Origin of the sequence: Alteromonas sp. KUL106, assembly GCF_009811415.1 — a bacterium.
Classification (GTDB): Bacteria; Pseudomonadota; Gammaproteobacteria; order Enterobacterales; family Alteromonadaceae; genus Alteromonas.
The window spans coordinates 24316-47646 of record NZ_BLIG01000056.1 but is presented as its reverse complement, the minus strand read 5'-3'; the positions used below and the strand labels follow the sequence as shown (position 1 = coordinate 47646).

General features: G+C 45.4%; 20 protein-coding genes and 1 riboswitch. Of the genes, 14 read left to right on the top strand and 6 right to left on the bottom strand.

What is annotated here, in order from left to right:
- Positions 1-8 precede the first annotated feature (8 nt).
- From GVO63_RS18515 to GVO63_RS18505, 3 genes are read left to right on the top strand one after another with little or no spacing between them, the layout of a single operon-like run.
- The gene (locus tag GVO63_RS18515; protein WP_159581857.1) at positions 9-401 is read left to right on the top strand and encodes a CsgE family curli-type amyloid fiber assembly protein; all 393 of its coding nucleotides are present in this window, start codon (positions 9-11) and stop codon (positions 399-401) included.
- Positions 395-850: a curli assembly protein CsgF gene (locus GVO63_RS18510; RefSeq protein WP_159581855.1), complete on the top strand. Its 456-nt coding sequence runs from the start codon at positions 395-397 to the stop codon at positions 848-850. The genes GVO63_RS18515 and GVO63_RS18510 overlap by 7 nt, the downstream gene beginning before the upstream one ends.
- 8 nt (positions 851-858) lie before the next feature.
- A complete protein-coding gene (locus tag GVO63_RS18505; protein ID WP_159581853.1) occupies positions 859-1620 on the top strand; it encodes a CsgG/HfaB family protein in 762 nt (253 codons plus the stop codon).
- A 24-nt stretch (positions 1621-1644) separates the two neighbouring features.
- Here GVO63_RS18505 and GVO63_RS18500 read toward each other — a convergent pair whose 3' ends face one another.
- On the bottom strand, positions 1645-2322 hold the full coding sequence (locus GVO63_RS18500) for a helix-turn-helix transcriptional regulator (protein WP_159581851.1): 678 nt from the start codon (positions 2320-2322) through the stop codon (positions 1645-1647).
- Between the two features lie 441 nt (positions 2323-2763).
- On the opposite strand from GVO63_RS18500, the gene dld reads away from it, so the two are divergent.
- Positions 2764-4497 carry a D-lactate dehydrogenase gene (gene dld, locus GVO63_RS18495; protein WP_159581849.1) on the top strand — a complete coding sequence of 578 codons (1734 nt, stop codon included), beginning with the start codon at positions 2764-2766 and terminating at the stop codon, positions 4495-4497.
- Between the two features lie 245 nt (positions 4498-4742).
- Entirely contained in the window at positions 4743-6773 is a 2031-nt protein-coding gene (locus GVO63_RS18490) for a BCCT family transporter (RefSeq protein ID WP_159581847.1), read from the top strand.
- Positions 6774-6930: 157 nt separating this feature from the next.
- On the opposite strand, the gene mmsB is transcribed toward GVO63_RS18490, so the two are convergent.
- The gene (gene mmsB / locus GVO63_RS18485; RefSeq protein WP_159581845.1) at positions 6931-7806 is read right to left on the bottom strand and encodes a 3-hydroxyisobutyrate dehydrogenase; all 876 of its coding nucleotides are present in this window, start codon (positions 7804-7806) and stop codon (positions 6931-6933) included.
- Positions 7807-7820: 14 nt separating this feature from the next.
- Positions 7821-9320: a CoA-acylating methylmalonate-semialdehyde dehydrogenase gene (locus GVO63_RS18480; protein ID WP_159581843.1), complete on the bottom strand. Its 1500-nt coding sequence runs from the start codon at positions 9318-9320 to the stop codon at positions 7821-7823.
- Positions 9321-9418: 98 nt separating this feature from the next.
- Here GVO63_RS18480 and GVO63_RS18475 point away from each other — a divergent pair, with 98 nt between their 5' ends.
- Complete coding sequence (locus GVO63_RS18475; protein WP_159581841.1) at positions 9419-10303, top strand: LysR family transcriptional regulator; 885 nt, start codon at positions 9419-9421, stop codon at positions 10301-10303.
- A 261-nt stretch (positions 10304-10564) separates the two neighbouring features.
- Entirely contained in the window at positions 10565-11890 is a 1326-nt protein-coding gene (locus GVO63_RS18470; RefSeq protein ID WP_159581839.1) for a PAS domain-containing methyl-accepting chemotaxis protein, read from the top strand.
- Positions 11891-12362: 472 nt separating this feature from the next.
- Here GVO63_RS18470 and GVO63_RS18465 read toward each other — a convergent pair whose 3' ends face one another.
- Positions 12363-13295 (bottom strand): AEC family transporter, encoded by a 933-nt coding sequence (locus tag GVO63_RS18465; protein ID WP_159581837.1) that lies wholly within the window; start codon positions 13293-13295, stop codon positions 12363-12365.
- Positions 13296-13316: 21 nt separating this feature from the next.
- Here GVO63_RS18465 and GVO63_RS18460 point away from each other — a divergent pair, with 21 nt between their 5' ends.
- From GVO63_RS18460 to GVO63_RS18450, 3 genes are all read left to right on the top strand, one after another.
- Positions 13317-13652 (top strand): diguanylate cyclase, encoded by a 336-nt coding sequence (locus tag GVO63_RS18460; RefSeq protein ID WP_159581835.1) that lies wholly within the window; start codon positions 13317-13319, stop codon positions 13650-13652.
- Positions 13653-13716: 64 nt separating this feature from the next.
- Positions 13717-14835, top strand: coding sequence for an adenosylhomocysteinase (locus GVO63_RS18455; RefSeq protein WP_159581833.1), 1119 nt, complete (start codon positions 13717-13719; stop codon positions 14833-14835).
- A 186-nt stretch (positions 14836-15021) separates the two neighbouring features.
- A complete protein-coding gene (locus GVO63_RS18450) occupies positions 15022-16227 on the top strand; it encodes a Xaa-Pro peptidase family protein (protein ID WP_159581831.1) in 1206 nt (401 codons plus the stop codon).
- A gap of 21 nt (positions 16228-16248) precedes the next feature.
- Here GVO63_RS18450 and GVO63_RS18445 read toward each other — a convergent pair whose 3' ends face one another.
- Positions 16249-17952, bottom strand: coding sequence for a YdiU family protein (locus GVO63_RS18445; protein ID WP_159581829.1), 1704 nt, complete (start codon positions 17950-17952; stop codon positions 16249-16251).
- Positions 17953-18214: 262 nt separating this feature from the next.
- Between GVO63_RS18445 and GVO63_RS18440 the strand changes: the two genes are divergently transcribed.
- The 3 genes from GVO63_RS18440 to GVO63_RS19650 are packed head-to-tail and all read left to right on the top strand — an operon-like array spanning position 18215 to position 21302.
- Positions 18215-19873 (top strand): Na/Pi cotransporter family protein, encoded by a 1659-nt coding sequence (locus GVO63_RS18440; RefSeq protein WP_159581827.1) that lies wholly within the window; start codon positions 18215-18217, stop codon positions 19871-19873.
- A gap of 15 nt (positions 19874-19888) precedes the next feature.
- Positions 19889-20776, top strand: a complete 888-nt coding sequence (locus GVO63_RS19655; RefSeq protein WP_236552209.1) for an MBL fold metallo-hydrolase — start codon at positions 19889-19891, stop codon at positions 20774-20776.
- A complete protein-coding gene (locus tag GVO63_RS19650; RefSeq protein ID WP_236552208.1) occupies positions 20769-21302 on the top strand; it encodes an MBL fold metallo-hydrolase RNA specificity domain-containing protein in 534 nt (177 codons plus the stop codon). Before GVO63_RS19655 ends, GVO63_RS19650 begins: the two co-directional genes overlap by 8 nt.
- 26 nt (positions 21303-21328) lie before the next feature.
- Here the strand turns inward: GVO63_RS19650 and GVO63_RS18430 are convergent, their stop codons facing one another.
- Positions 21329-21886 (bottom strand): DUF1439 domain-containing protein, encoded by a 558-nt coding sequence (locus GVO63_RS18430; protein ID WP_159581825.1) that lies wholly within the window; start codon positions 21884-21886, stop codon positions 21329-21331.
- A gap of 334 nt (positions 21887-22220) precedes the next feature.
- Positions 22221-22347, top strand: a riboswitch (yybP-ykoY riboswitch).
- 53 nt (positions 22348-22400) lie between these two features.
- Here GVO63_RS18430 and GVO63_RS18425 point away from each other — a divergent pair.
- Positions 22401-22958, top strand: coding sequence for a manganese efflux pump MntP family protein (locus GVO63_RS18425; protein WP_159581823.1), 558 nt, complete (start codon positions 22401-22403; stop codon positions 22956-22958).
- The last annotated feature ends 373 nt before the right edge of the window (positions 22959-23331 follow it).

The following is a 23331-nucleotide window of genomic DNA, read 5'->3' as shown; positions in this document are numbered from 1 at the left end:
TCCGCAAAATGAAGTATTTGTATCGTTTCTCTTTTTTTGCACTGTTGTTTAGTGTGTTTTTTACTCCGATTCATGCAGAGGAAATTCGGTTAGGCGGACTGCTGCTAGATAACAGCATAAGTCGACAGGGCCATGAGTTTGCCTCTCGCATTAGCCAATATTGGCGAGAAGTTCCCGACAGTTCAGGTAAGAATCTCATAGTTAAAGAAATTATCGTGCCTCAAGCGGGTACGCTGCTTTCTGTAATCTATGACAATAAAGTGGTTTATCAAACTTACATGGGGCGCAGGCAAGTTCCGATAGATGAGAAAGTACAGCAAGCTATCATATTGGTATTAGATGCGGTAGCAAATGCGAGTATAGACAGTAGAAGCCCAGATTTAGCAGGGGACGAATGGTGATGAAGAAAAGGACAATAGTTGCCACATTCATAGCGTTTGCGCTAGTAGCACCCGCGATAACGCAGGCAACTGAATTAGTATATGAGCCAATAAACCCGTCTTTTGGTGGCAACCCACTTAACGGCTCATTTCTATTGAGTAAAGCTAACTCACAAAATGCGCACAGTGCGCCACTAAGTGAACGCTCATACGATGAGCGGCTCCAGGAATCGCTAGAGCGTGCCTACATCAACCGCATTGTACGAGAGATTACCGATATTGCGTTTGGTGAGCAAGAGTATGACGAAGACGGTAATCCGATAGACAGTATTTTTAATCAAGATAGCGTTTTCGTAAGCGGAGACTTTCAGGTAGAACTTATAACCAGCAATCCTGACAGTATCGTTGTAAATATTACTAATTTGCTGACAGGTGAAGTTACTGTCGTAGAAATTCCACGGTTTGGGTAGGGAAACACATGAGAAGTACCGTTTTTTTAATACTGGTAATTGCGCTTGCAGGATGTCAATCCATTACAAATACGCTGCCACCCGATACGACCCCTGCTGGTGTTATTAAAGACAGCGCCACACTCTCTGAAGTAAAAAGCTTACCTGCACCTATCGGGCAAATTCCAGTATCGGTGTACGCGTTTAGAGATCAGACTGGGCAATACAAACCTAGCAGTGGGGCAAGCTCCTTTTCTACTGCGGTGACCCAAGGGGCTACATCTATTCTTGTTCAAACCTTAAGTGAAACATCCTGGTTTTTGCCCGTTGAACGTGAAGGGCTTCAAAATATTCTCACCGAACGTAAAATTATTCGGGCAGATGAAAACAGTGGTGGCGATTTACCACCACTTACCACCGCCAGAATTATTATTGAGGGTGGCATAATTAGCTATGATACTAATATCCGCACCGGTGGTGCTGGTGTAGAGTATTTCGGTATAGGGGCGAGTGAGCTATTTAGAGAAGATCAAATTTCCATTTACATGCGTGCCGTTGACGTAAGGACAGGTCAGGTACTGGTGTCGGTTTCAACCTCTAAAAAAGTGCTAAGCCAAGAAGTTAGGGCAGGACTGTTTAGATACGTATCGTTAAAGCGATTGCTTGAAGCTGAAACAGGGTACACCACAAATGAACCAATGTTTGAGTGTGTTAAGCAGAGTATAGAGAAAGCGGTGTCTGAATTGGTGTTACAGGGAATGGAAAAGGGTGTATGGCGCGCTAAAGCATAAGGGCCATACACCCTTTGTGTAGTTTTAATGGCTTACTGGGTGAGGCTGGCTAATTTGATGATCAAACCACTTAATCAATTCCACACGGTTTCGACAATCGGTCTTTCTGAAAATACTGTAAACATGGGTTTTCACCGTATTCACGCTGATATGTAAGCAATCCGCAATTTCTTGATTTTGAGCGCCATCCGCAATTTTCCGAGTGATGACAAGTTCTCTTTTAGTTAACACGGCTGTCGATGAATTGAGCGCGGCGATGTTTTTTGTTTGAGGTACAAGGCTGGCGTCTATGTAACGACTCAGAATCTCACGACTAAACCACTTATTACCAGAGCGAACTTGCTGAACCCCTCGAACCAATAATTCGAGGCTATCTTCAATATGAAATATACCATTTATGCCCTGCTGAAGCGCCGCATAATGAAAGTTAACATTAGCTTCTCGTACATTAAAAATCACCTTGTTTAAATCTGGATAATCTTTAACGACGGATAGATTCAACATTGCCGTTGGTTCGCAATAGTTGCTATCAATAAAAAAGGTGTAAGTATTATTCAATACACTCTTGGGAGGTGCGACTGTTCCAATTGTTACTTTGAATCCGCATGAGGGTAAAATACTGAGAAATCGTTCGTAAGCCTCATCCTTTATTTTGTTTTCACCGAAATTAGTTCTTGTAAGTACAAATGCTTGATGTGACATGAAAGCTCCTTTTCGTGTTCTTCCACCTTACGAACTATACAGAGGCTTTTCAATACACCTCTGGTCTTACATGGAGTAACAAAGCGTAACAAAATGTTTCGATGTTTTAACTTTACTCTTTTTGATTTTAAAACAATTGTTTAGGTTGGTTTTTGTTGCGGTAAGGTTCTCTTTTTTAAAGAGGTATGTCGCTTTTTAGTGTATCCATTAATCCGGTGTTTGAACGAAAATGTTAACCCTAATTAGGTCAAATGAAGCGCTTAGCAAGTAACGATAAAAAGGCTATCAAAATAGCAGTAGAGAGCGTGTTCAGTGATACTTCCCGAATTAAATATAAGTAAATTATCTTTATAAAAAACGTTTGCCCCCTTTGTTAATAATGACGTTAGTGTATAGTTCATCACCAAGCCGAACCTTGTATCTTTTTACACAGAGAGAACCATGACCGTAAACGTTGACACACAGTCTTTGATTGCATCTATTCGAGATGTAGTAGGGCAAGCCTATTTGTTAACAGACCAAGCTAAGAAACAACCTTACACGAAAGGGTTTCGATTTGGTGCAGGCGAAGCACTCGCAGTAGTGAGGCCTGGGACGCTGGTTGAAATTTGGCGTGTATTGAAGCTGTGTGTTGAATCTGATGTTGCGGTAATTATGCAGGCTGCTAATACGGGACTTACTGGTGGCTCTACACCAGATGGCAAAGATTACGACAGGCCGCTCGTGATAATCAGCACTATGCGAATTGATGACATCCAGCTAGTTGATAATGGAAAGCAGATTGTTGGTTTAGCAGGTAGCACCTTATTTGGTCTAGAAGAAACGCTTGCCCCTTACGGTCGAGAACCTCATTCTGTGATTGGCTCCTCGTGCATTGGTGCATCTATTGTTGGCGGCATTTGCAATAACTCTGGTGGCGCGTTAGTTAAACGCGGGCCAGCCTATACCGAACTTGCACTTTTTGCGCAAATCGATGCGAACGGCAACTTGTCGCTGATAAATAATCTAGGCATAAACCTGGGTAGTGAGCCAGAAGAAATTCTAAGTAACCTTGAGAACAAGCGTTATAAAGAGACCGATGTTCAGCACCCCGACGCTCGTGCGTCAGACAACGAATATAATGAACGGGTACGGGATGTAGACTCAGACACGCCGTCACGTTTTAACAATGATGGAAGAAGGCTTCACGATGCCTCGGGTTGCGCAGGCAAACTCGCTGTATTCGCAGTAAGGCTAGACACCTTTCCAATACCTGAAAAGAAACAGGTTTTCTACGTAGGGTCTAATGATGCCGCGGTATTCACAAAAGTGCGTCGCGACATTCTTTCTACCTTTAAAAATTTACCTGATTCTGGTGAATACCTTCACCGCGACTGTTACGACGTATCGAAAAAGTACGGCAAAGATATGTTTATCGTTATCAGTAAACTCGGCGCAAAATTTATTCCCAAACTGTTTGCTTTTAAACGCAAGTTTGACGCATTTACTGACAGCTTAGGCTTTTTACCTAATAAGATGTCAGACAGAGTAATGCAATACATGAGCTACTTATTTCCGAATCACTTGCCAAAACGCATGGAAGAATACAGAGACAAGTATCAGCATCACTGGATCTTGGAAATGAGCAACGAAGGGGTAGATGAAGCCAAAGCTTACCTTGATGCGTTTTTCAAGACTAATGAAGGTGGCTACTTCGAATGCACTGAGGAAGAGGCTGACAAGGCCATTCTGCATCGCTTTGTTGCGGGTGGGGCGATAGGTCGCTATCACGTGATGCACAGTAAAGAAGTTGGCGCGATGATGACTATCGATGTTGCGCTGCGTCGCAACGACCCCGATTGGTTTGAAGTGCTACCCAAAGAAATAGACGACCAGATCGATACTAAGCTGTACTACGGTCACCTTTTTTGCCACGTTATGCACCAGAATTACGTGTTGAAGAAGGGCGCGGATGCCAAGCAGTTAAAAGGCAAAATTCTAGAAACCTTTGATGCAAGAAGTGCTGAATACCCAGCTGAGCATAATGTGGGTCATGAATACTTTGCTAAAGATGCACTTAAGAATTTCTATCGTGAACTTGACCCTACCAATAGCTTTAATCCAGGTATAGGCAAAACCACAAAGCTTAAAAACTGGGCGGAGCACGACGGTGGTTGTTGTGGTGGACATCACTAAAAGCCTGATTGAATAAAATTCTCCTTAAAAGGTTCTGCTTGTCGTTTTCTTAATTGAAGCCATGCAGAGCCCTTATTCTTTCCAACTTACTTTTTGCAGTTAGCTCTTAAAACAATTCCTGAGATCACCACCACGTTGTCTAATCGGGCCTAACCTGAACCAAACCCGATCCCCGCTAGTAACAAACGGTAGTGTTTAAGCTTTCGCTGGTTATTAACTTACCTGTAAGTGAAAAGGGATTTGCTATGAAAGGTCATGTAAACAACTCCACCATTCTTCTTCCGGTATTTCTCCCCGCTGTCGTCATTATTTTGCTTCTGGTCATTGGAACCATCAGCAACCCTGAACTTGCCGGCGAGGCCTTCGACAATACATTGGCATGGATCACGGAAACCTTTGGCTGGTTTTACATGTTGTCAGTGGCCATATTTCTCGTGTTCATCGTTTCGGTGGCCTCATCGAGCTGGGGAAACATAAAATTGGGGCCCGATCATGCAGAGCCTCAATATAGCTTTCCCGAATGGTTTTCTATGTTGTTCTCAGCAGGGTACGGTGTAGCGCTGCTTTATTTTGGTGTGGCTGAGCCTGTTCTACATTATTCATCGCCGCCTGCAGGAGCGGCTGAAACTGTTAATGCGGCGAAGCAGGCTATGCAAATAGCCTTCTTCCATTGGGGCTTTCACATTTGGGCGATTTATGGGTTAGTAGGCCTAGTTCTCGCCTATTTCGCTTTTCGGCACGGTTTACCGTTATCTATTCGCTCTGCTTTATATCCGCTGATAGGAGACAAAATTTATGGCCCAATAGGTCATGCAGTAGATGTATTCGCCATTCTAGGTACTCTGTTTGGTATCGCCACTACCCTTGGGCTATCTGTTACACAAATTAATGCTGGGCTCAACTATCTCTCTGGCGATATTCCTATCGATATTATGGTGCAAGTGGGCACTATCGCTATTGTGACTATCGCAGCAACGATATCTGTTATTGCGGGTATGGATAAAGGCATTAAACGTTTGTCTATTCTCAACATGCTTCTGGCTGTGTCGCTCATGAGTACCGTCTTTATCATTGGAGAAACGGTTCATATTTTAGAAACGTTTTTACAAAATACGGGAAGCTATATTAACGGTATTATTGAACGCACTTTTAATCTTCAGGCATATAGTCGCAGCGATTGGATTGGAAACTGGACCCTGTTTATATTTGGCTGGACCATTGCTTGGGCGCCGTTTGTGGGTATGTTTATCGCCAAGATAAGCCGGGGCAGGACCATTAGACAGTTTGTTTTCGGTGTAATGCTAGTGCCCACCATGTTTACTTTCCTTTGGTTTTCGGTGTTTGGTGACACCGCGCTTAATGCCATTATGAACCAAGGGGTTACGACACTTATTAGCGATGTGCAGGAGAACGAGGCGGTCGCCTTGTTTAAACTTTATGATCTGCTCCCCGGCGCATCAATTATGTCTGGGTTAACCGTACTATTGATCATAACTTTCTTTGTGACTTCATCAGATTCCGGGTCGCTGGTTATCGATTCCCTTGCTTCTGGCGGTAAAGAGGAAAGCCCCGTTTGGCAGCGCATATTCTGGGCCTGCTTGGAAGGTACGGTTGCTGCGGTACTTCTAATAGCCGGTGGACTGAATGCTCTGCAGACTATGACAATTGCGAGCGCCTTACCTTTCGCCTTCATTATGCTAGCGTCTGCAGCAGGTCTATGGCGCGCGCTTGTCATTGAAGGCTACCGAAATAACAGTTTGAAAGCGAATACGCTTAATAGAAATCACGGTCGCTCGACTAGCCTAAAAGGCCGACTTGCCGCAATGGTCGATTACCCCAACCGAAACGAGGTGCATGAGTTTATTGATAAAACTGTGATTGCAGCGATGAAAGATGTACAAGCTGCTTTGAAAGCGCGAGAGTGGGAGGCGTTTGTTAAGCTTGATAACGAAACGGGAAGAGCCACTTTTACTGTAGAACGGCACGAGCACATGGACTTTATTTATGATATCCGAATGAACGAGTATTTAGTCCCTGGCTTTAGCTATGCAGAATTGCGTAAAGAAAGCGACGAGTCAGAAAAGTATTTTCGCGCTGAAGTATTCTTGCGTCGTGGTGGTCAGGCCTATGATATTTACGGGTACGATAAAGAAGGTATTGCCAAGGACATTCTTGACCAATTCGAGAGTTACTTGCACTTCCTTGATACCAGTCCAGGTGAACTACCTTGGGAAATGGATGCGTATGATGACATGTTGACGCAGCCTAAAACGTAAATTATGCCGTCGCTTTATATGGCAAAGTGAGTTAGAAAAGCTGCGTAATTTTCTTTGTTAAGCCACAAAAAAAGAGCGAGTAAAGTGCTTTACTCGCTCAGTAAGAAGGCCACCTCTTCTGAGGGAAAGTAGCCGTCGGAGAACTGTTGGTTTTCTCTTACGCTAATCGTTTGATTATTGAAGAGAAATCCATCCCTGCATTGCCTTCTTCGCAATGCATTTCAAACCACTTTGCAGCAAGCTCACCCATAGGCACTTGCGCATTAACGCCTTTCGCGCCCTGCATGGCAAGACCTAGGTCTTTGAGCATAAGCGCAGAGGCAAAGCCGCCAGCAAAATCGTTATCAGCAGGGCTCTGCGGCCCTACACCTTTCACTGGGCAGTATGAAGTCATCGACCATGTTTGACCTGACGCATTTGATGCAATATCAAAAAACACTTGAGGGTCTAATCCTAATTTCTGGGCAAGCTGAAAGCTTTCGCACGTCGCAATCATGGTTGCGCCAAGCAGCATGTTATTACAGATTTTGGCTGCTTGACCTGCGCCGTGGCCGCCCGCGTGAACGATTTTCTTGCCCATTGCGCCCAGCACACCTTGCGCTTTTTCGAAGGCGTCAGCATCGCCGCCCACCATAAACGTAAGTGTGCCTCCTGCAGCCGCTGCAACACCACCAGAAACCGGTGCATCAAGCATCTTAAGGCCCTTTTGCTCAGCCAATTCGGACACAGCTTTCGCCGTTTCAACGTCAATGGTAGAGCAGTCAATGAGCAAGGTATCCGTTTGAACGCTTTCAAGGATTTGCTTCGAATAGATATCCATTACGTGTTTGCCTGCAGGCAACATGGTAATAACGATGTCGGCTTCAGAGACAGCGTGTTCGGTACTTTGCGCAATAGTACAGCCTGCTTCTTTTGCTTTTGCTAGCGCAGCGTCACTCAGGTCAAAAGCCAATACGTTGTAATCGTTTTTAACCAGGTTATTTGCCATCCCTGAGCCCATATTACCTAGGCCAATAAATGCTACAGTGGTCATGATCGTCTCCTCGCTTAACCCATGGTTGGAATGACAAAGGCATTATCATTAGTGTCTGAGCCATCTGGCCAGCGTTGAGTAATAGTTTTCACCTTGGTCCAGAATTTGACGCCTTCCATACCGTGTTGATTGGTATCACCAAATGCAGAGCGCTTCCAACCCCCAAACGTATGGTAGGCAACCGGAACAGGGATAGGCACATTGATACCAACCATGCCTACGTTCACGCGTTGCGCAAATTCGCGTGCTGCATGGCCGTTACGGGTGTACATGGCAACACCGTTACCGTATTGATGATCGCTTGCTAAGTTAACCGCTTCGTTGAAATCTTTGGCGCGCACCATTTGCAGTACCGGACCGAAAATCTCTTCTTGGTATGAACGCATGTCTTTGGTCACGTGGTCGAAGAATGTTGGGCCGATGAAATAGCCCTGACTGTCACTTGGAATTTGGCTGGTTCTGCCGTCGTAAACAAGTTCAGCCCCTTCCTCGATGGCAAGGTCGATATAGCTTTCAACCCGTTCTTTATGCGCAGCGGTAACCACAGGACCATAATGAGCGTTAGGATCTTCACTGTGGCTCACCATGATATTTTTTATAGCCGGGATAAGCTTGGCCTTTAATTTTTCAGCGGTTTCGTCACCTACCGGAACCACAACCGGCAGTGCCATACAGCGTTCACCGGCACTGCCGTATGCTGCGCCGACCAAATCAGTTACCACCTGATCTAAATCTGCATCGGGCATTACGATGCCGTGGTTTTTCGCACCGCCCATAGCTTGAACGCGCTTACCAGCGCGAGCGCCGCGCTCGTAGACATAATTCGCAATATCAGAAGAGCCCACAAAGCTCACTGCTTTGATAGTTTGATGGTCCAAAATCCCATCAACCACTTCTTTGTTGCCGTGAACAACGTTTAGCACGCCAGCAGGAAGGCCAGCTTCAATCATAAGTTTTGCCAATTCGACAGGCACCGACGGATCGCGCTCAGACGGCTTTAAAATAAACGCGTTACCGCAGGCAATCGCCACACCGAACATCCACATGGGGATCATGGCAGGGAAGTTAAATGGCGTGATACCTGCCACCACACCTAAAGCTTGACGCATGGAATACACATCAATCCCCGGGCCTGCGCCTTCGGTGTATTCACCTTTTTGCGCATGAGGAATACCGCAGGCAAATTCGATAACCTCAAGACCGCGCTGAATATCGCCTTGCGCATCAACCAGCACTTTACCGTGCTCGCTTGATAGAAGCGCAGCCAAGCGATCGCGATTTGCTTCAACCAGCTCTTTAAATTTAAACATCACACGAGCGCGTCGTTGAGGGTTTGTTGCTGCCCATTCAACCTGTGCAGCTTGCGCTGTTTCAATCGCATAAGCCAAGGTTGAAATGTTAGCCAAGCTTACTTCTGCCTGCACTTCACCGGTGTTAGGCGCAAATACCGACGCGGTATTTTCGCTGCTATCCTCAAAATCTTTACCTGCAATAAAGTGAACAATTTTTCTCATGACGTAGCTCCTGTAATTTTTAACAATATTGAAACCTTGCCTTTGCAATAGCAATACATATACTTGCAGTATGGTGCTGTAAAAATGCAGGTATTTGATTGAATTGGGATGACATGCGCTTGTTTCTTGGTTTGGCAAGAAATGGGCGTGTAGCTGTTGCAGCAAAAGGCTTGAAGGTTGACCCCACGACGTTAATACGTCGTGTAAAAAAACTGGAAGACTCACTAAATTGCAAATTGTTCGAGCTCACAAAAAAAGGGTATGTGCTTACCACGCATGGCAGTGAGCTTGTCACCTATATTGAAAAAGCAGAGCATTACTTTTTAGAAGCGCAAAATGAATTGGGCGACGAGCGTTCGCACCTGGCAGGGACGATCAGAGTGAGTGTTTCTGAAGGGTTTGGTAGCTGGTTCTTGGCACCTTTACTCCCTGATTTTAAAAAGCAATATCCGGGAATAAGTATTGAGCTTGTAGCAACCAGCGGCTTTTTAAACCTAAACAAACGTGAAGCCGATATGGCTATTTTGTTGGAGAAGCCCAGTAAAGGATTGCTCGTTACACAAAAACTAACCGACTATAACCTGTATCTTTATACCCATCAGTCTCTTATTAAAGAAAGTAAGCCTCAGTCATTACAAGATCTTACCTCATTTAATTTAGTCAGCTATGTTCCCGATTTGGTATACGCACCGCAGTTAAAGTTTATTGAAGAGACGGCCTTGTCGCAGTTGAGTGCGCTTCGCAGCACCAGTATCAATGCGCAGTATCAAATGCTTATTAATGGGGCCGGAGTGGGCATATTGCCGAAATTTATGGCTGAAACTCAGCCTGGTTTGGTGAGGTTAATCGAAAACGATATTCATATTCGGCGCACTTTTTGGCTGGCAACGCACAAAGAAACGCATTCTCAAGCTCGCTTTCAAGTGTTTACCCATTGGCTTCAAGAAAATATAGAGCGCTACCAGTTTCGGTTTGTCGACTAACTGTCTACAACCTATGAAGAGACCCGTTATCTTGGAGGCATTTTCGCTGAAAACTCTTGTCTTCAACCCCAAACCTTGTTTATGTTAGGTCTAAGTGTCAAAAGTCGCCTAAGCGACAGTATAGGTGATAGTAGCGTTCATTAGCTGATGCATAGTGAAGGTCTTTATCTCGCTTTTTCCAAGAAAAATAAATTCTTTAACACATCGCACGTATTTGCCGATACAAGCGTATTATCGAAACTTCCATTCAGGGATGAGGCCATGTTCAACAAACATTTAGTCAAAGAAAACGAGGCACTTCGCGAAGAGCTGCATATTCTGAAGCAAGTACGAGATGGCTTGCGTGATGAGATGATATTTCTTCGTTTGAACGCACGAGGCGAGATTGAGGCAGTCAATGAAATGTTCGAAAGAGAACTTGGCTATTCTTCATCTCAAGTTAAAGGACACCGTTTATTTGAGTTTGTACCTGAAATCGCAAGGAACACGCCTCATTTTAAAAAGTTGAAAGAGGCTTTTGACAAACGGGTTCACTATTGTGGCGCCATTGAGTTTGTTCGTGAAAATGGAGAGGAGGCGTGGCTTCGAGGCGTTGTTGAGCCAATTTTTGATATTAAAGGCAATATACATAAATTTTCGGTAAACCTTAATGACCTTACGCGCACTATTGCCAAGTCCAAAGAGCACGAAGATTTAGTTGCAGCCTTACACAAATCAAATGCAGCCATCGAGTTTGATTTAAATGGAAATATTCAAGAAGCTAACGATGCATTTTTAAAAACAGTCAAATACAAATTGAGCGATGTAAAGGGCAAGCACCACAGAATATTTTGCGAACCTGAGTACGCAAATTCTTCGGAATATGAAAGTTTTTGGGAACGACTGGCGCGCGGTGAGTTTGTTGCAGGAAGGTTTGAGCGTGTTGATGCATACGGCAACAAAATTTGGTTAGAGGCTACCTATAACCCTATTTGTGACTCCCATGGACGCATGTACAAGGTAGTCAAATTAGCGACGGATATTACTGAGCAGGTGGCCAAAGAAAACGCGGTGTCTAGTGCTGCCGACATCGCTTATCGTTCTTCTCACACCACGGATCAAATCGCGACGAGAGGTCAGGAAGTGGTGAATGCGTTACTCTCAGAAATGTCTTCCTTGTCTCAGCAGATGGATAGAGCGAAAGAGGGAATAAATGCCCTTGATGCCCAGTCCCAGCAAATTGCCACCATTATCGGCAGCATCAGTGCTATTGCGGAACAAACTAACCTACTGGCATTAAACGCTGCGATAGAAGCTGCCCGAGCGGGCGATCAGGGAAGGGGTTTTGCTGTGGTGGCTGATGAAGTTCGCCAGCTAGCATCTCGTACCACCGAAGCGACGGAAGAAATTATTAATGTAGTAAAACACAATCAAGCGCTCGCTACAGAGGCAGTCAACCTTGTAAACGTTGGTGACGAAAAAGCGCGATCTGGTCTCAATTACGCCACAGAAGCAGGCGAAGTGATCAATCAAATCCAAGATGGTGCAAAGGAAGTGGTAGATGCGGTAGGGCAGTTCAGCAGTCGATTAGTCAGCAATAATAGATGAAAAACTTTATTGTGCCAGCATCGATGTTTCAATAGCCAAATGCTAATGCCGATATTAAGAGGATAATTGTTAGTAGAAGTTAAGACGTTCACAAAGATGCAGCGTCCTCTGAGGCTTTGTATCTTTGTTGCGAGCGTGCATTTTAAAGTATTATTGAAATCGTCCTCTATACAGATACAGCCTTTCCCAGCTGTAGCTCTTTTCATTAATTTTAGCCTGCTGTTTTGCAAGGCTTTCATTATGGCTATTAGAAATAATAAATAGCTGAGTACCACCCTTTACAACGGCAATACTTACGCCGGTATTACCTTCGTTATCGTTGCCGTTAACCTCTGCAAATAAATACTGGTAACCGTTTCTTTCACCGAACGGAGACAGTCTTGTTGGCGACTCATAAGGAAAGTTCTTTTCAACTTCTTGCTACATCTAATAGCTCGGTCAGTTGAAAAAAGACTATTGAAAAGTTAATGCCTCACACCAGCTGTAGTTTACTTAATATGCCAAAAGCAAGGGCAGTAATGGGCAACGACGCTAATGTACTTACTGCGATAATGCTTGCGGCGAGACGATAATCTCCACCTAAGTTTCTCACCATCACGTAGCTTGCCGCAGCAGTAGGTGAAATGGCGAGAAGGAGAACAGTACCTAATTCCATTCCTCTAAAGCCAAACGCATAGGCCATCGCAACCAACACGGTTGGATAGATTACGCATTTACTGGTTGTGCTGAGTACAATATTGAACCAGTCACTGGAGAAAGAGCGGAACTGTAGGGAGGCGCCGGTACAAATAAGTGCAAGTGGCAGAGTGAGTTGTGCAATGTACTCGCCGGTTTTTATTAAAGTAGTGGGTAGCTGCCATTCGAAATAAGAGAAGGGGAGTGCTGCCGCGATAGAGAGAATTAACGGGTTTTTCGCCATGCCGGTAACTTGGCCCAGCAACGAGCGAGACGTGCCTTGATAAAAATTAAGGACAAACACCGACAATACGTTAAACAAAATAGTGATACACCCCATGTAAACCGAGGCCACTGCAAGCCCTTCTTGCCCATAGGTATTGGCGCAATAGGCCAAACCAATAATACCCATGTTGGCTCTGAAACCGCCTTGCACAACCACGCCTCTGGCTTTATACGGATGTACGGTCAGGTGAGAGGTAATCATAAGTGCGGCAAAAACAAGGAGTGTGCCCATTACCCCAACGCTAATAAGCGATATATTCGCGGCTTTCGAAAAATCCGCGCGCGCTATCGATAAAAATAGCAGAGCTGGAAGCGCAACGTTAAATACCAGTTTAGATCCAGCCTCGATAAATCCTTCGTTTAGCCATTTAATGCGAAAAAACAGCCAGCCCATTAACAGAAGGATCAAAACAGGAATAAGGGTGCTGGTAATAAAACTAAGCATAAAAAGAGAACAAGCCTTTACATGTATTTGCGAATTCAAGCAGGTATGAACTGCTCAAGGAGAATACCATCGGGTAACGACAAAGCAAAAAAAGCAGTTCGACCTACAGTATGCCAAGCTTCTCATCTTATGCATAAGCAAATTGCCGAGAATCTGCGCATACATCTGTCCACTCACAACATCGACAAACAAATACAAGTGACAGGAAGTATTGGCGTGGCAGGAACCGCTCCGGGTGGAGAGGATATCAATATTCTCATTAAAGAATCAGACCAAGCTCTGTACTTAGCAAAAGCGAAGGGGCGAAACAATGTGGTGCTATGGAACGAGCGGAGAGAGAAAGGAGCAAATAGTTAGCTGTTTTATAAATACGGCATTCTCACGTATGATTCTGTTTTTGTCTTCTCAGAGTATCCTTTTCATGTACCAAGATTTTCAAGCGGAGTTGGCATGGGCCAGCCTTCACATGCCGCGCACTCGCAAGGCCATCGCATCGCTTCCCGACCTGTCCAACGTTAAACTAGCGTGCAACATGCATTTAGATTTGAAAATGGCGCCTTTGGTGGAAGGACTACTTTCACGAGGGTGCGACATTTTTCTTACCACATGTAACCCCACCACAGTGCAAGATGACGTGGTATCTTACCTTGTTGATAAAGGCGCAACGGCTCATGCATGGCGTGATATGAACGAGGCTGACTGGTCTGAGTCATTTGATAAAGCGCTGGCGTGGCAGCCCACCCATTTGTGCGAAATGGGCGCCGATCTGACTACCCGACTTCACGAAAATGTAAAAGCAAATAAACCAGTTCCGAGCATCAAATCGGGCTTAGAAGCGACGGGTTCTGGCATCAACCGCTTAAACGGTATGGCGCCAAACTACCCAATTTTTAACTGGGATGATTTGCCAGTAAAAGAAGGGCTTCACAATAGGCACATGGTGGGTTTAAGCGCATGGCAAACCTTCTTCCAAACCACCCACTTAACCCTGCACGAAAAAGTAGTGGTTGTTATTGGTTACGGTTTGGTAGGGCAGGGCGTTGCTGCCTCGGCTAAAGCGTTCGGAGCACAGGTTCAAGTTGCAGAACTTGACCCAGCAAGAGCGCTTCAAGCGAAATACGACGGTTGGCCAGTGGTCGATTTAAATGAAGCTGCTAGCCAGGCTGATGTTATCGCCACTGCAACTGGTGCGTATGGCGTAGTGAATTCGAACCATCTAGACAACATGAAAGACGGAACGTTTATTTTAAATGTAGGCCATGTAGCCCAAGAAATTGATGTGCCGTACCTTAAAAACAACGCTACTCACAGTGAGCCAATGCCTTATGTAAATGCTTATAAACTGGGCGATAAAACCCTGTATCTACTCGCCGATGGCTCTATGTTTAACTTAACGGCGGGCTACGGTGACAGTATTAATGCTTTCGACGTAACCTTGGCCGTCATGGCTGCGGGCATCGGCTATATTGTGAATGAAGGTGCAAAAAGCGAGAAAGGCTTGTATCTATTGCCAGAGGCCGCGTGGAAAAGTGCACTTTAAAGCGCTGCGAATCATAAGAGAGTGTTTAACTTTAAGTACGCTGTACAAAAGGTCTAGCCACCTCTGCTTATCTCGACATTCCTATTGAATGTTGTACAGTGAGCCCGTTTTAATGAATTCATAGTTAAGGCGGGCTGATGAGCTCCTTAATAGACAATCAGTCTTGCGCAAGTGTAGGGACAAAAAATGGGCAAAATAATAGGCACAAAAACACCACAACAGGCTTTAGATAGCCTCGTCAACATAACAGGCGACCTGCGCCCCATAGAACTCTCTGAGTACAAAGCCCGCATTACCAAGGCGCAGCACTATATGCAGGAAAATGGCATTGGTGCGCTCTACTTAAACGCTGGTACTAACTTAGCGTATTTTACCGGAATGCAGTGGTACGCCAGTGAGCGCTTAGTCGGTGCGCTTTTGCCTGCAAAAGGCGACGTTGTATATCTGGCTCCTACGTTTGAAATCGACTCTTTAAACGAACGCAAATTGGTGGAAGGCGAGATTATCGGTTGGCAAGAGCACGAGAGCCCATACGCGCTTGTCATAGCTATGCTAGATAAACTGAATACCGCTGGTGGCGATAAACTGGGTGTGGATGAGTCGACCCAGTTTTTTATCGTAGATGGTTTGAATAAAGTGCTTCAAAAGCCATGGCAGGTTATCAATGGTGCAGAGGTGACAGCACACTGTCGCATGCACAAATCTAAAAATGAACTCGCGCTCATCCAACGCGCTATGGACATGACCCTAGCTGTACATAAAGCGACAGCCAGTATGCTTTATGAAGGTATTACCACCACAGAAGTCGAAGCATTCATTAACGATGCGCATAAGAAAGTAGGGGCCAGTGGTAACTATTTTTGCATTGTACTTTTCGGTAAAGCAACCTCATTTCCCCACGGCGTTAAAGACCCTCAAGTATTAAAGAAAAACGACTTAGTATTGATTGATACCGGCTGTAAGGTGCACGGCTATCTTTCTGATATCACGCGTACCTATAGTTTTGGTGAGCCAACCGATAAGCAACGGGCATTATGGGAAAGCGAAAAGCGTGCGCAGCTTGCGGCATTTAACGCTGCAAAAGTCGGAGTTCCCTGTGGCGATGTAGATAAAGCCGCACGGGATAGCTTGGCAAAAGATGGCTTAGGGCCAGACTATAATCTGCCAGGCTTACCCCATCGAACCGGGCATGGCATTGGTATGGATATTCACGAATGGCCGTATTTGGTCAAAGACAATCCTCACCCGCTGGCATCTGGCATGTGTTTTAGTAACGAACCTATGATAGTGGTGCCAAACGAGTTCGGTATTCGATTAGAAGATCACTTTTATATGACCGAAGAAGGCCCGGTGTGGTTTACCGAGCCCAGTAAAGCCATTGATTCCTTTTAACGCGTTTTAAGCTGCTCTTCGCTACGAAGAGCAGCTGTAGTGCGCGACACCACCAGCGCTGAAAAATTCAAGTGGGCGCAGCTGGTAATACTTATTTTCCACCTCTTCAGATTGCTCCTCATAGGGCGCGGTAAGTATCTGCTGAAGTTCGTGAATTTGCGCAAAATCACCTTTCTCTGCGGCCTTGTAAGCAGGAACGATGAGCCATTCCCGCCATGTGAATTTAGGGTTCGCTTTGCGCATGTTTTCTGCGGTAGCAGCAATAGCGTCTACTACATTACCTTGTGCTTCAGCGTCCTTTTCAATACGCTCACGCCAGGTTTGTAGCCACGTTTCCCATTCCGTCATGACCTCTGCTTTAGGCGGGTAGTAAAAGCTTTTCGTTAAACTCGCCATATCTTCAGGTATCGACGAGAGCTCTCGGAAAAACAGATTGTAGTCGACGCCTGTGCGCAGCATTAACTGCAACAATTTTATTAGCAAGTCATGGTCATAATTTTCTAAGCCAAGCTTTGTTGCCCACATGCTCTCCATAGCCCGCTCCATAACGCTAGAAAAGTTGTCGTTGATCTCGTTAAGTTGCGAGAGCTGTTCACGGTTGTCTTCGAGTAGGGGCATCAGTGAACGGCAGAACATGTCAAAGTTCTTTTGCGCGGCAATAGGCTGGTTTAAAAACGAGAAGTGACGACCGCCCCCTGTCCAGGGTTGGTAGTCTGCTTCAAAAAATTCACAAAAACCGAATGGCCCATAGTCCAGCGTAAAACCTCCGGCGGCGCAGTTATCGCTATTAAAATTGCCCTGACAATAACCCACGCGAACCCACTCAGATACAAGGTAAGTTAATCGACCTCTAAAAAGCTCAGCCAGCTTTTTCACTTGCTCTTCAAACGGCGTAGTGGTGTCTATTTCACTTGAGTACTCTCGCTTGATAAGGTGCTTAACAATGGCTTTTAGTTCATTTAGCGCTTCGCCGTGTTCATTACAGCGAGCACGTCTTGCAAAAAGCTCAATTTGGCCTACGCGCAAAAAGGAAGGAGCGACGCGGGTGGAGATTGCCGTAATATTTTCGACCATTACTTCAGGCTCATAAGAATGAGAGCCTTCCCGATACCAGGGTCTGTCTACCGTGTCTGCTTCAGACATAAATAAACTTAGCGAACGTGAAGTGGGTATGCCAAGGGCGTGCATGTGTTCTTGCACTAAAAACTCGCGCACGCTAGAGCGCAAAACAGCGCGACCATCGGCGCCGCGACAATAAGGCGTGCGACCGGCGCCTTTTAACTGCATTTCCCAACGCTTGCCGTTTAATACTGCTTCTACAATTGATACTGCTCTGCCGTCACCGTAGCCATTACCCGTTCTAAACGGGCACTGCTGCGTGTATTCCGTTCCGTAAATCGAAAGCGCGTATCCTGTCGCCCAGCCGTAGGGCTTCATTGGCGCAGGTACACCCGACATATCACCTGAAAAAAGCTGGGTGAAATCTTTTGATGTAGCCAAGCTGTCGTCTAAGCCTAATTCGGCAAACAAGGTTTCACTGTGCGCGATATATTTGGGCGACGATAACGGAGTCGGCGTCACCGGCACATAGTGACCAGAGAACACTTGGCGCGGGTCATGATCGTCCCCGTCGCTCGTTGATTGGGGATCGGGCGTGAGCGTATCGAGCAATGAGTAATCTACATGCTGTGCGAATTCATCTAGCGTTTTAATGCGTTCTGTCACTTCCATACCTTTTGTTGCGTCGCCGTGTTTTATTACTCAATTGCCGAATGCGCAATTATCAAGTTGAGTTCCTGAACGGCTGTGCATTGCGTTGCTGTTTTTCTTCATTGTTTGACCAAGAACAAACAATAAGACTCACGTGCATTGTACTCTTATCTATACTTTTATGAAGGCATGAAGCGCCAACCGCAGCTTTTATTCATTGGCGAAATGCTCAGAAATGACCAATGGTCGGCGATGAATAAAGTAAAGAGGCTGGTAGATGGAAAGTGTCGTATTGCTGGGTAGTATAATTGGCGGATTAGGTCTGTTCTTACTTGCCATCGGAATGATGACAGACGGACTTAAGTTGGCGGCAGGCAATGCACTGCGCACTTTGCTCGCTAAATGGAGCAAAACGCCATTTAGAGGCGTGGTGTCAGGTGCGGTAATGACCGCATTAGTCCAATCTTCAAGTGCAGTCACCGTTGCATCATTGGGCTTTGTTAACGCCGGTTTACTGAGCATGCGCCACGCATTGGGTATAGTGTACGGCGCAAATATCGGCACCACCATGACAGGCTGGCTTGTCGCAATGGTAGGCTTTAAGTTAAATATTCAGGCCGTTGCTTTGCCTATGATAGGCATAGGCATGATCCTGAAATTATTAAAACCCAATAGCCGTTTAGCGTCAGTTGGTATCGCCATCGCCGGCTTTGGTCTTTTCTTTGTAGGGATAGACAGTTTAAAAACAGCCTTTGAAGGAATAGTCAGTACCTTTGATCTCAGTCAGTTTAAAGCTGAAGGCGTTGAAGGTTTTCTTATGTACCTAGTGATTGGTTTTGTAATGACCGTGCTAACCCAGTCATCTAGTGCATCTATCGCGCTGACTATTACAGCGGCAACCTCAGGTATTGTGGGTATTTATGCCGCCGGCGCAATGGTGATTGGTGCAAATATAGGCACGACCTCTACCGCTATATTTGCGTCAATTGGCGCTACCTCTAGCGCGAAACGGGTTGCTGCTGCGCAAGTTGTGTTCAACTTAGCGACCGCTTTTGTCGCCGCGCTTATTTTACCGCTGTTGTTTGGGCTAATCCATTGGATAACGGCGATTGCAGACATAGACGCCAACCCTGGCATCACGCTAGCCATTTTTCATACCTTATTTAATGTATTGGGCGTTGCACTTATTTTTCCCATGAACGACAAGCTAGCGAGCTTTCTTGAGAGACGTTTTGTATCGTTCGAGGAAGATGCGTCTAAACCAAAGTATCTAGATAAAAATATAGCGCAGACTCCAGATTTGGCAGTAAACGCGCTCATTCTTGAACTGTTGTCAATTGCGGATCGCTTTCTCAATACCTACCCCAAATTACTTTCTCAGCGAAGTAACGAGACAAATGTTGTCGAAAATGAAATTAACGTTGTAGAAACCCTTTGCCAGCATGTGTCGCAGTTTATCGTAGAAGTTGAGCGAGCCGCACTCAGTGAAGAAACCACTAAAGCATTATCGCTTCTTATGCGGGTTGAGCACTATGTTTATTCGATAGCGCAAAAGTCCTCAGCAATATTAATGTTGAGCAGCCGACGAGAGAACCTCAGTAGACCAGAATTAGAAGGGCAATTACTGAATCATTTATCAGTCACAACCGAGTTTATGAAAATGGTGCGCTGGAGACAATTTGATAATAGCGAAGCGTTAAATTTGCAGTTTGGCCTATTAGAAAAAGAGCATCATAAACTCAAATCAGCATTAGTACTTGGGGCGACACAAGGTGACATTGCGGTCGCACAAATGACTGATGCAACAGAGTGTATGGAATACCTTTTACAGATAGCCCAAATGTGGGTCAAAGTGTTCAGTCGAGTTCAACAGGTAGAGGACAGCATAACAACAGCAAATGTAAGTCAAACCGATAGTCAAACATTCCTAACATAATGAAAGGAGCCTGATATGGCAACACTCACTTTTTTAGGTGCGGTGGAGGGGGTGACAGGGTCGATGCACCTGCTCAAAACTGCGCATAGTACTTTGCTTTTAGATTGCGGTCTTTACCAGGGCCGGCGGGATGAGGAAGCGAAGAATCACGAGCCTCTGCCTATCGACGTAAGTGAAATTGATGCTGTTATTTTGTCGCATGCACACCTCGATCATTCTGGCCGTTTGCCTATTTTACTCAGAGAAGGGTATCGCGGGCCTATTTATATGACTCGACCCACCGTTGACCTAATAGAAGTGCTATTAAAAGATGCGGCGTCTTTACAAGAGCGCGACGCAGAATGGGAAAACAAGCGGCGGCAGCGCTCGGGGAAACCGCTCATTGAGCCTTTGTATCGCCAAGAAGAAGTGGACGGTGTGATGAAGCAGTGCATACCGACGCGCTACCACACTAAGCGTAAAATCACGCAAGACGTGGAAATTAACTTTGCTGATGCAGGTCATATTCTCGGCTCAGCGATAGTCGAAATACTTATTGCTGAAGATGGCCAGACTAAAAAACTGGTTTTTTCTGGCGATCTTGGCAACTCGCAGGCGGCGTTACTCCGCGACCCAGACATAGTGACCGATGCTGATATTGTGCTGTTGGAATCGACCTATGGCGACCGCAATCATCGGTCAATGGAAGACACCCTCGATGAATTTGAACAAGTGATTTTGCAGGCCAGTGAGAATGGCGGAAATATCCTCATTCCTTCATTTGCTGTAGGGCGTACCCAAGAGATTATTTTTCGGTTGGGTGAGCTCTATCAACAAGGAAAATTACGTCATCAGAAGGTATTTCTAGATAGCCCAATGGCCATCGCGGTCACTGAAATTTATCACCGTTATCAAGATGTATAATGATGAAGATCTCGATGCCATTGAAGAAAGTGCTGAGCGTGCGCATAGCCACAACCAAAGCTTACATTCCTTACTGCCCATTCTGAGCTACACCACATCAACGGAAGAGTCTATTGCGCTTAATAAAGTAGTAAGTGGTGCCATTATTATTGCTGGCAGTGGCATGTGCAACGGAGGTCGTATTCGACATCATTTAAAGCAAAATTTATGGCGTAAGCAGTCACACGTGGTGTTTGTCGGCTTTCAGGCAATGGGTACGCCGGGACGAAAGATTATCGACGGTGCGACACACATGAAAATGGCTGGAGAAAATATTATTGTGCGCGCACAAATCCATACATTAGGAGGGTTTTCAGCACATGCGAGTCAAGAGCAGCTTATCGGCTGGCTATCGCATTTTACTAAGCCACCGAAAGTTTACCTCGTTCACGGAGAAGATGGCGCTAAACAGGAATTGCAAAGCGCCATAAAGAACAAAGGGGGGAATGCCTCTATTCCGCAACTAAACGACATAGTAAGCTTTTAACCAGCTTGGAAGTAGCGGCTACTGGGCTATTGCTTAGGTCTAAGTGCGAGCTGCCCTTGCTCTACGGTTAGCTGCAAGGGTACGGTTGAAAGCATGCTTACCGCTTTGTTCGCAGGATCTAAGCGATAAACCGGGTTCGATGCTAAATAACCATTAATGAGCTGCATGAATTCGCCGCTGACTGGTGCTAAGTTACCTTTAAAGCCGCCTGCATCAATGGTGCTGTCGAGTAATGACAGTGAACGCACAAAAATGGCCTTCTTTTCGCTGTCATAGTAAGGCGTGCCTTCCAGCGAAAGGCTTACTTTTGCGGGGTAGTTCAAACCAAACGCACTAACACGCGCAGTAGCAATTGCGCCTAACTGCACCACGTCTCTGCCATCTGGGCCTATAGTTGCTGTCATGTCCTGCACGTCTAAATACAGAGGAATACCTGCAAGTGAAGTTTGCTTTTGCAGCTTACTTACTTGGCTATCAAGTACTTGTTCTAACTCGGCATTAGAAACGGTATAAACCGCCAGTTGAGATAGCGTCGCGCAGCCTGCAAGTAAGGTAGCGAAGGCAACAGAAAGTAGAATTCTCATAAAAGGTCTCTTTTAGCAATAAGTTGTTGAATTACACAGCGTGAGCCTTGAATACTCATGCTGCAACAACGAAGTGCTTGTATTGTACGGGCTCAGGTAAGGAATAAACAATGAAATCGTTAAACCGCCAAGACAGCGGCTTATTCGGGAAATCCATGAGTAGGAGAGAGGCGCAAAGCGTAACGCTTAAAAAATACTGGGTTGCCAACTCTTAATGACCAATGGTGGAATATGTGCAATCGAAAGAGCGTGAACATGCCGTCATTTATATCTCAAGTTGGGCAGTTTGTCGCAATCAACTTGATTCGTCTATGGCGACTGTATTACCGTAACGCTCTCGGTTGGGGAGTAGCCTGTTTCCGTTTCAAATGGAAAAGTTTGTATCAACATAATTGGTCACATTACCATGGTACAAACACCTCTTGGTTGGCGAGACCATCGATAAGTCCACGCTTAAAGGTCAGGCGTGTGGATTTGTCGTGGACTCAATTAGCCTGACCGGAGTTCTAAAACTATGAGTATCTTCGCTCTTATCTTGCTAGCCTTTGCTATGTCAACAGATGCGTTTGCCGCCGCGATAGGCAAAGGTGTCAAAATCAACCGCCCTCGTTTAAGTTTCGCCCTTAAAATTGGCCTTTTGTTCGGACTCATAGAGGCAACAACCCCATTTATAGGCTGGTTCATTGGTCGCGCAGCGTCTTCATACGTTGAAGCATGGGATCATTGGATTGCGCTAATCATTCTTTCTGGTTTAGGTGTTCATATGGTACTCGAGAGCCTGAAACCTGCCGAAGAAGATTCAACGTCTCAAAAACAATCCTTTATTTTATTGTGTATTACTGCGTTAGGCACAAGTATCGATGCAATGGCAGTGGGGGCAAGTCTCGCGCTGATTGAGGTGAATATTGCTATTGCTGCGACGTTAATTGGGATAGCCACTTTCTCGATGGTAACGATTGGCATTATGTTGGGCAGTGTTATGGGAACATTGATAGGTAAACGAGCAGAGACATTTGGTGGCATTGTGCTTGTTTCGGTTGGTATTTGGATCTTCGCGAGTCACACACTCTAGGGCATGTTGATCTTTGTTGTGCACTTTTGCAGCAGTTTGTGCGTCATTTAGGACAGTCACTTATTTTCAAGTTGTGATTGTAGACATTTTTTGTGCGGTATTTCATCGCTAATGCGTAATTACTGACGTGTTAAATTCATGGGGTTGTTGAGATCGTTATGTTCAGGGGTAATCAGCGCTCTCGTTCTGAGACAGCCCGTTGCCCCGTTCCATCAACGGTGGTTATTTTCTAACTGCGCCACCATAAAGGAAACCACATTGAATATTTCGTCGATATCGTCAGCGCTTCAAACGAGTGAAGAACACGTCCAACAAAAACTTTTGCCATAACGTCTATAACAAAGCAGTATAAGAACCTCATATTATTAAAAAT

Coding starts and splice junctions, on each gene's coding strand:
- GVO63_RS18470 (WP_159581839.1), top strand. CDS start 10,565: ATGTTCAACAAACATTTAGTCAAAGAAAACGAGGCACTTCGCGAAGAG.
- GVO63_RS18510 (WP_159581855.1), top strand. CDS start 395: ATGGTGATGAAGAAAAGGACAATAGTTGCCACATTCATAGCGTTTGCG.
- GVO63_RS18480 (WP_159581843.1), bottom strand. CDS start 9,320: ATGAGAAAAATTGTTCACTTTATTGCAGGTAAAGATTTTGAGGATAGC.
- dld (WP_159581849.1), top strand. CDS start 2,764: ATGACCGTAAACGTTGACACACAGTCTTTGATTGCATCTATTCGAGAT.
- GVO63_RS19650 (WP_236552208.1), top strand. CDS start 20,769: ATGTATAATGATGAAGATCTCGATGCCATTGAAGAAAGTGCTGAGCGT.
- GVO63_RS18425 (WP_159581823.1), top strand. CDS start 22,401: ATGAGTATCTTCGCTCTTATCTTGCTAGCCTTTGCTATGTCAACAGAT.
- mmsB (WP_159581845.1), bottom strand. CDS start 7,806: ATGACCACTGTAGCATTTATTGGCCTAGGTAATATGGGCTCAGGGATG.
- GVO63_RS18490 (WP_159581847.1), top strand. CDS start 4,743: ATGAAAGGTCATGTAAACAACTCCACCATTCTTCTTCCGGTATTTCTC.
- GVO63_RS18515 (WP_159581857.1), top strand. CDS start 9: ATGAAGTATTTGTATCGTTTCTCTTTTTTTGCACTGTTGTTTAGTGTG.
- GVO63_RS18460 (WP_159581835.1), top strand. CDS start 13,317: ATGTATTTGCGAATTCAAGCAGGTATGAACTGCTCAAGGAGAATACCA.
- GVO63_RS18500 (WP_159581851.1), bottom strand. CDS start 2,322: ATGTCACATCAAGCATTTGTACTTACAAGAACTAATTTCGGTGAAAAC.
- GVO63_RS18505 (WP_159581853.1), top strand. CDS start 859: ATGAGAAGTACCGTTTTTTTAATACTGGTAATTGCGCTTGCAGGATGT.
- GVO63_RS18465 (WP_159581837.1), bottom strand. CDS start 13,295: ATGCTTAGTTTTATTACCAGCACCCTTATTCCTGTTTTGATCCTTCTG.
- GVO63_RS19655 (WP_236552209.1), top strand. CDS start 19,889: ATGGCAACACTCACTTTTTTAGGTGCGGTGGAGGGGGTGACAGGGTCG.
- GVO63_RS18455 (WP_159581833.1), top strand. CDS start 13,717: ATGTACCAAGATTTTCAAGCGGAGTTGGCATGGGCCAGCCTTCACATG.
- GVO63_RS18450 (WP_159581831.1), top strand. CDS start 15,022: ATGGGCAAAATAATAGGCACAAAAACACCACAACAGGCTTTAGATAGC.
- GVO63_RS18440 (WP_159581827.1), top strand. CDS start 18,215: ATGGAAAGTGTCGTATTGCTGGGTAGTATAATTGGCGGATTAGGTCTG.
- GVO63_RS18430 (WP_159581825.1), bottom strand. CDS start 21,886: ATGAGAATTCTACTTTCTGTTGCCTTCGCTACCTTACTTGCAGGCTGC.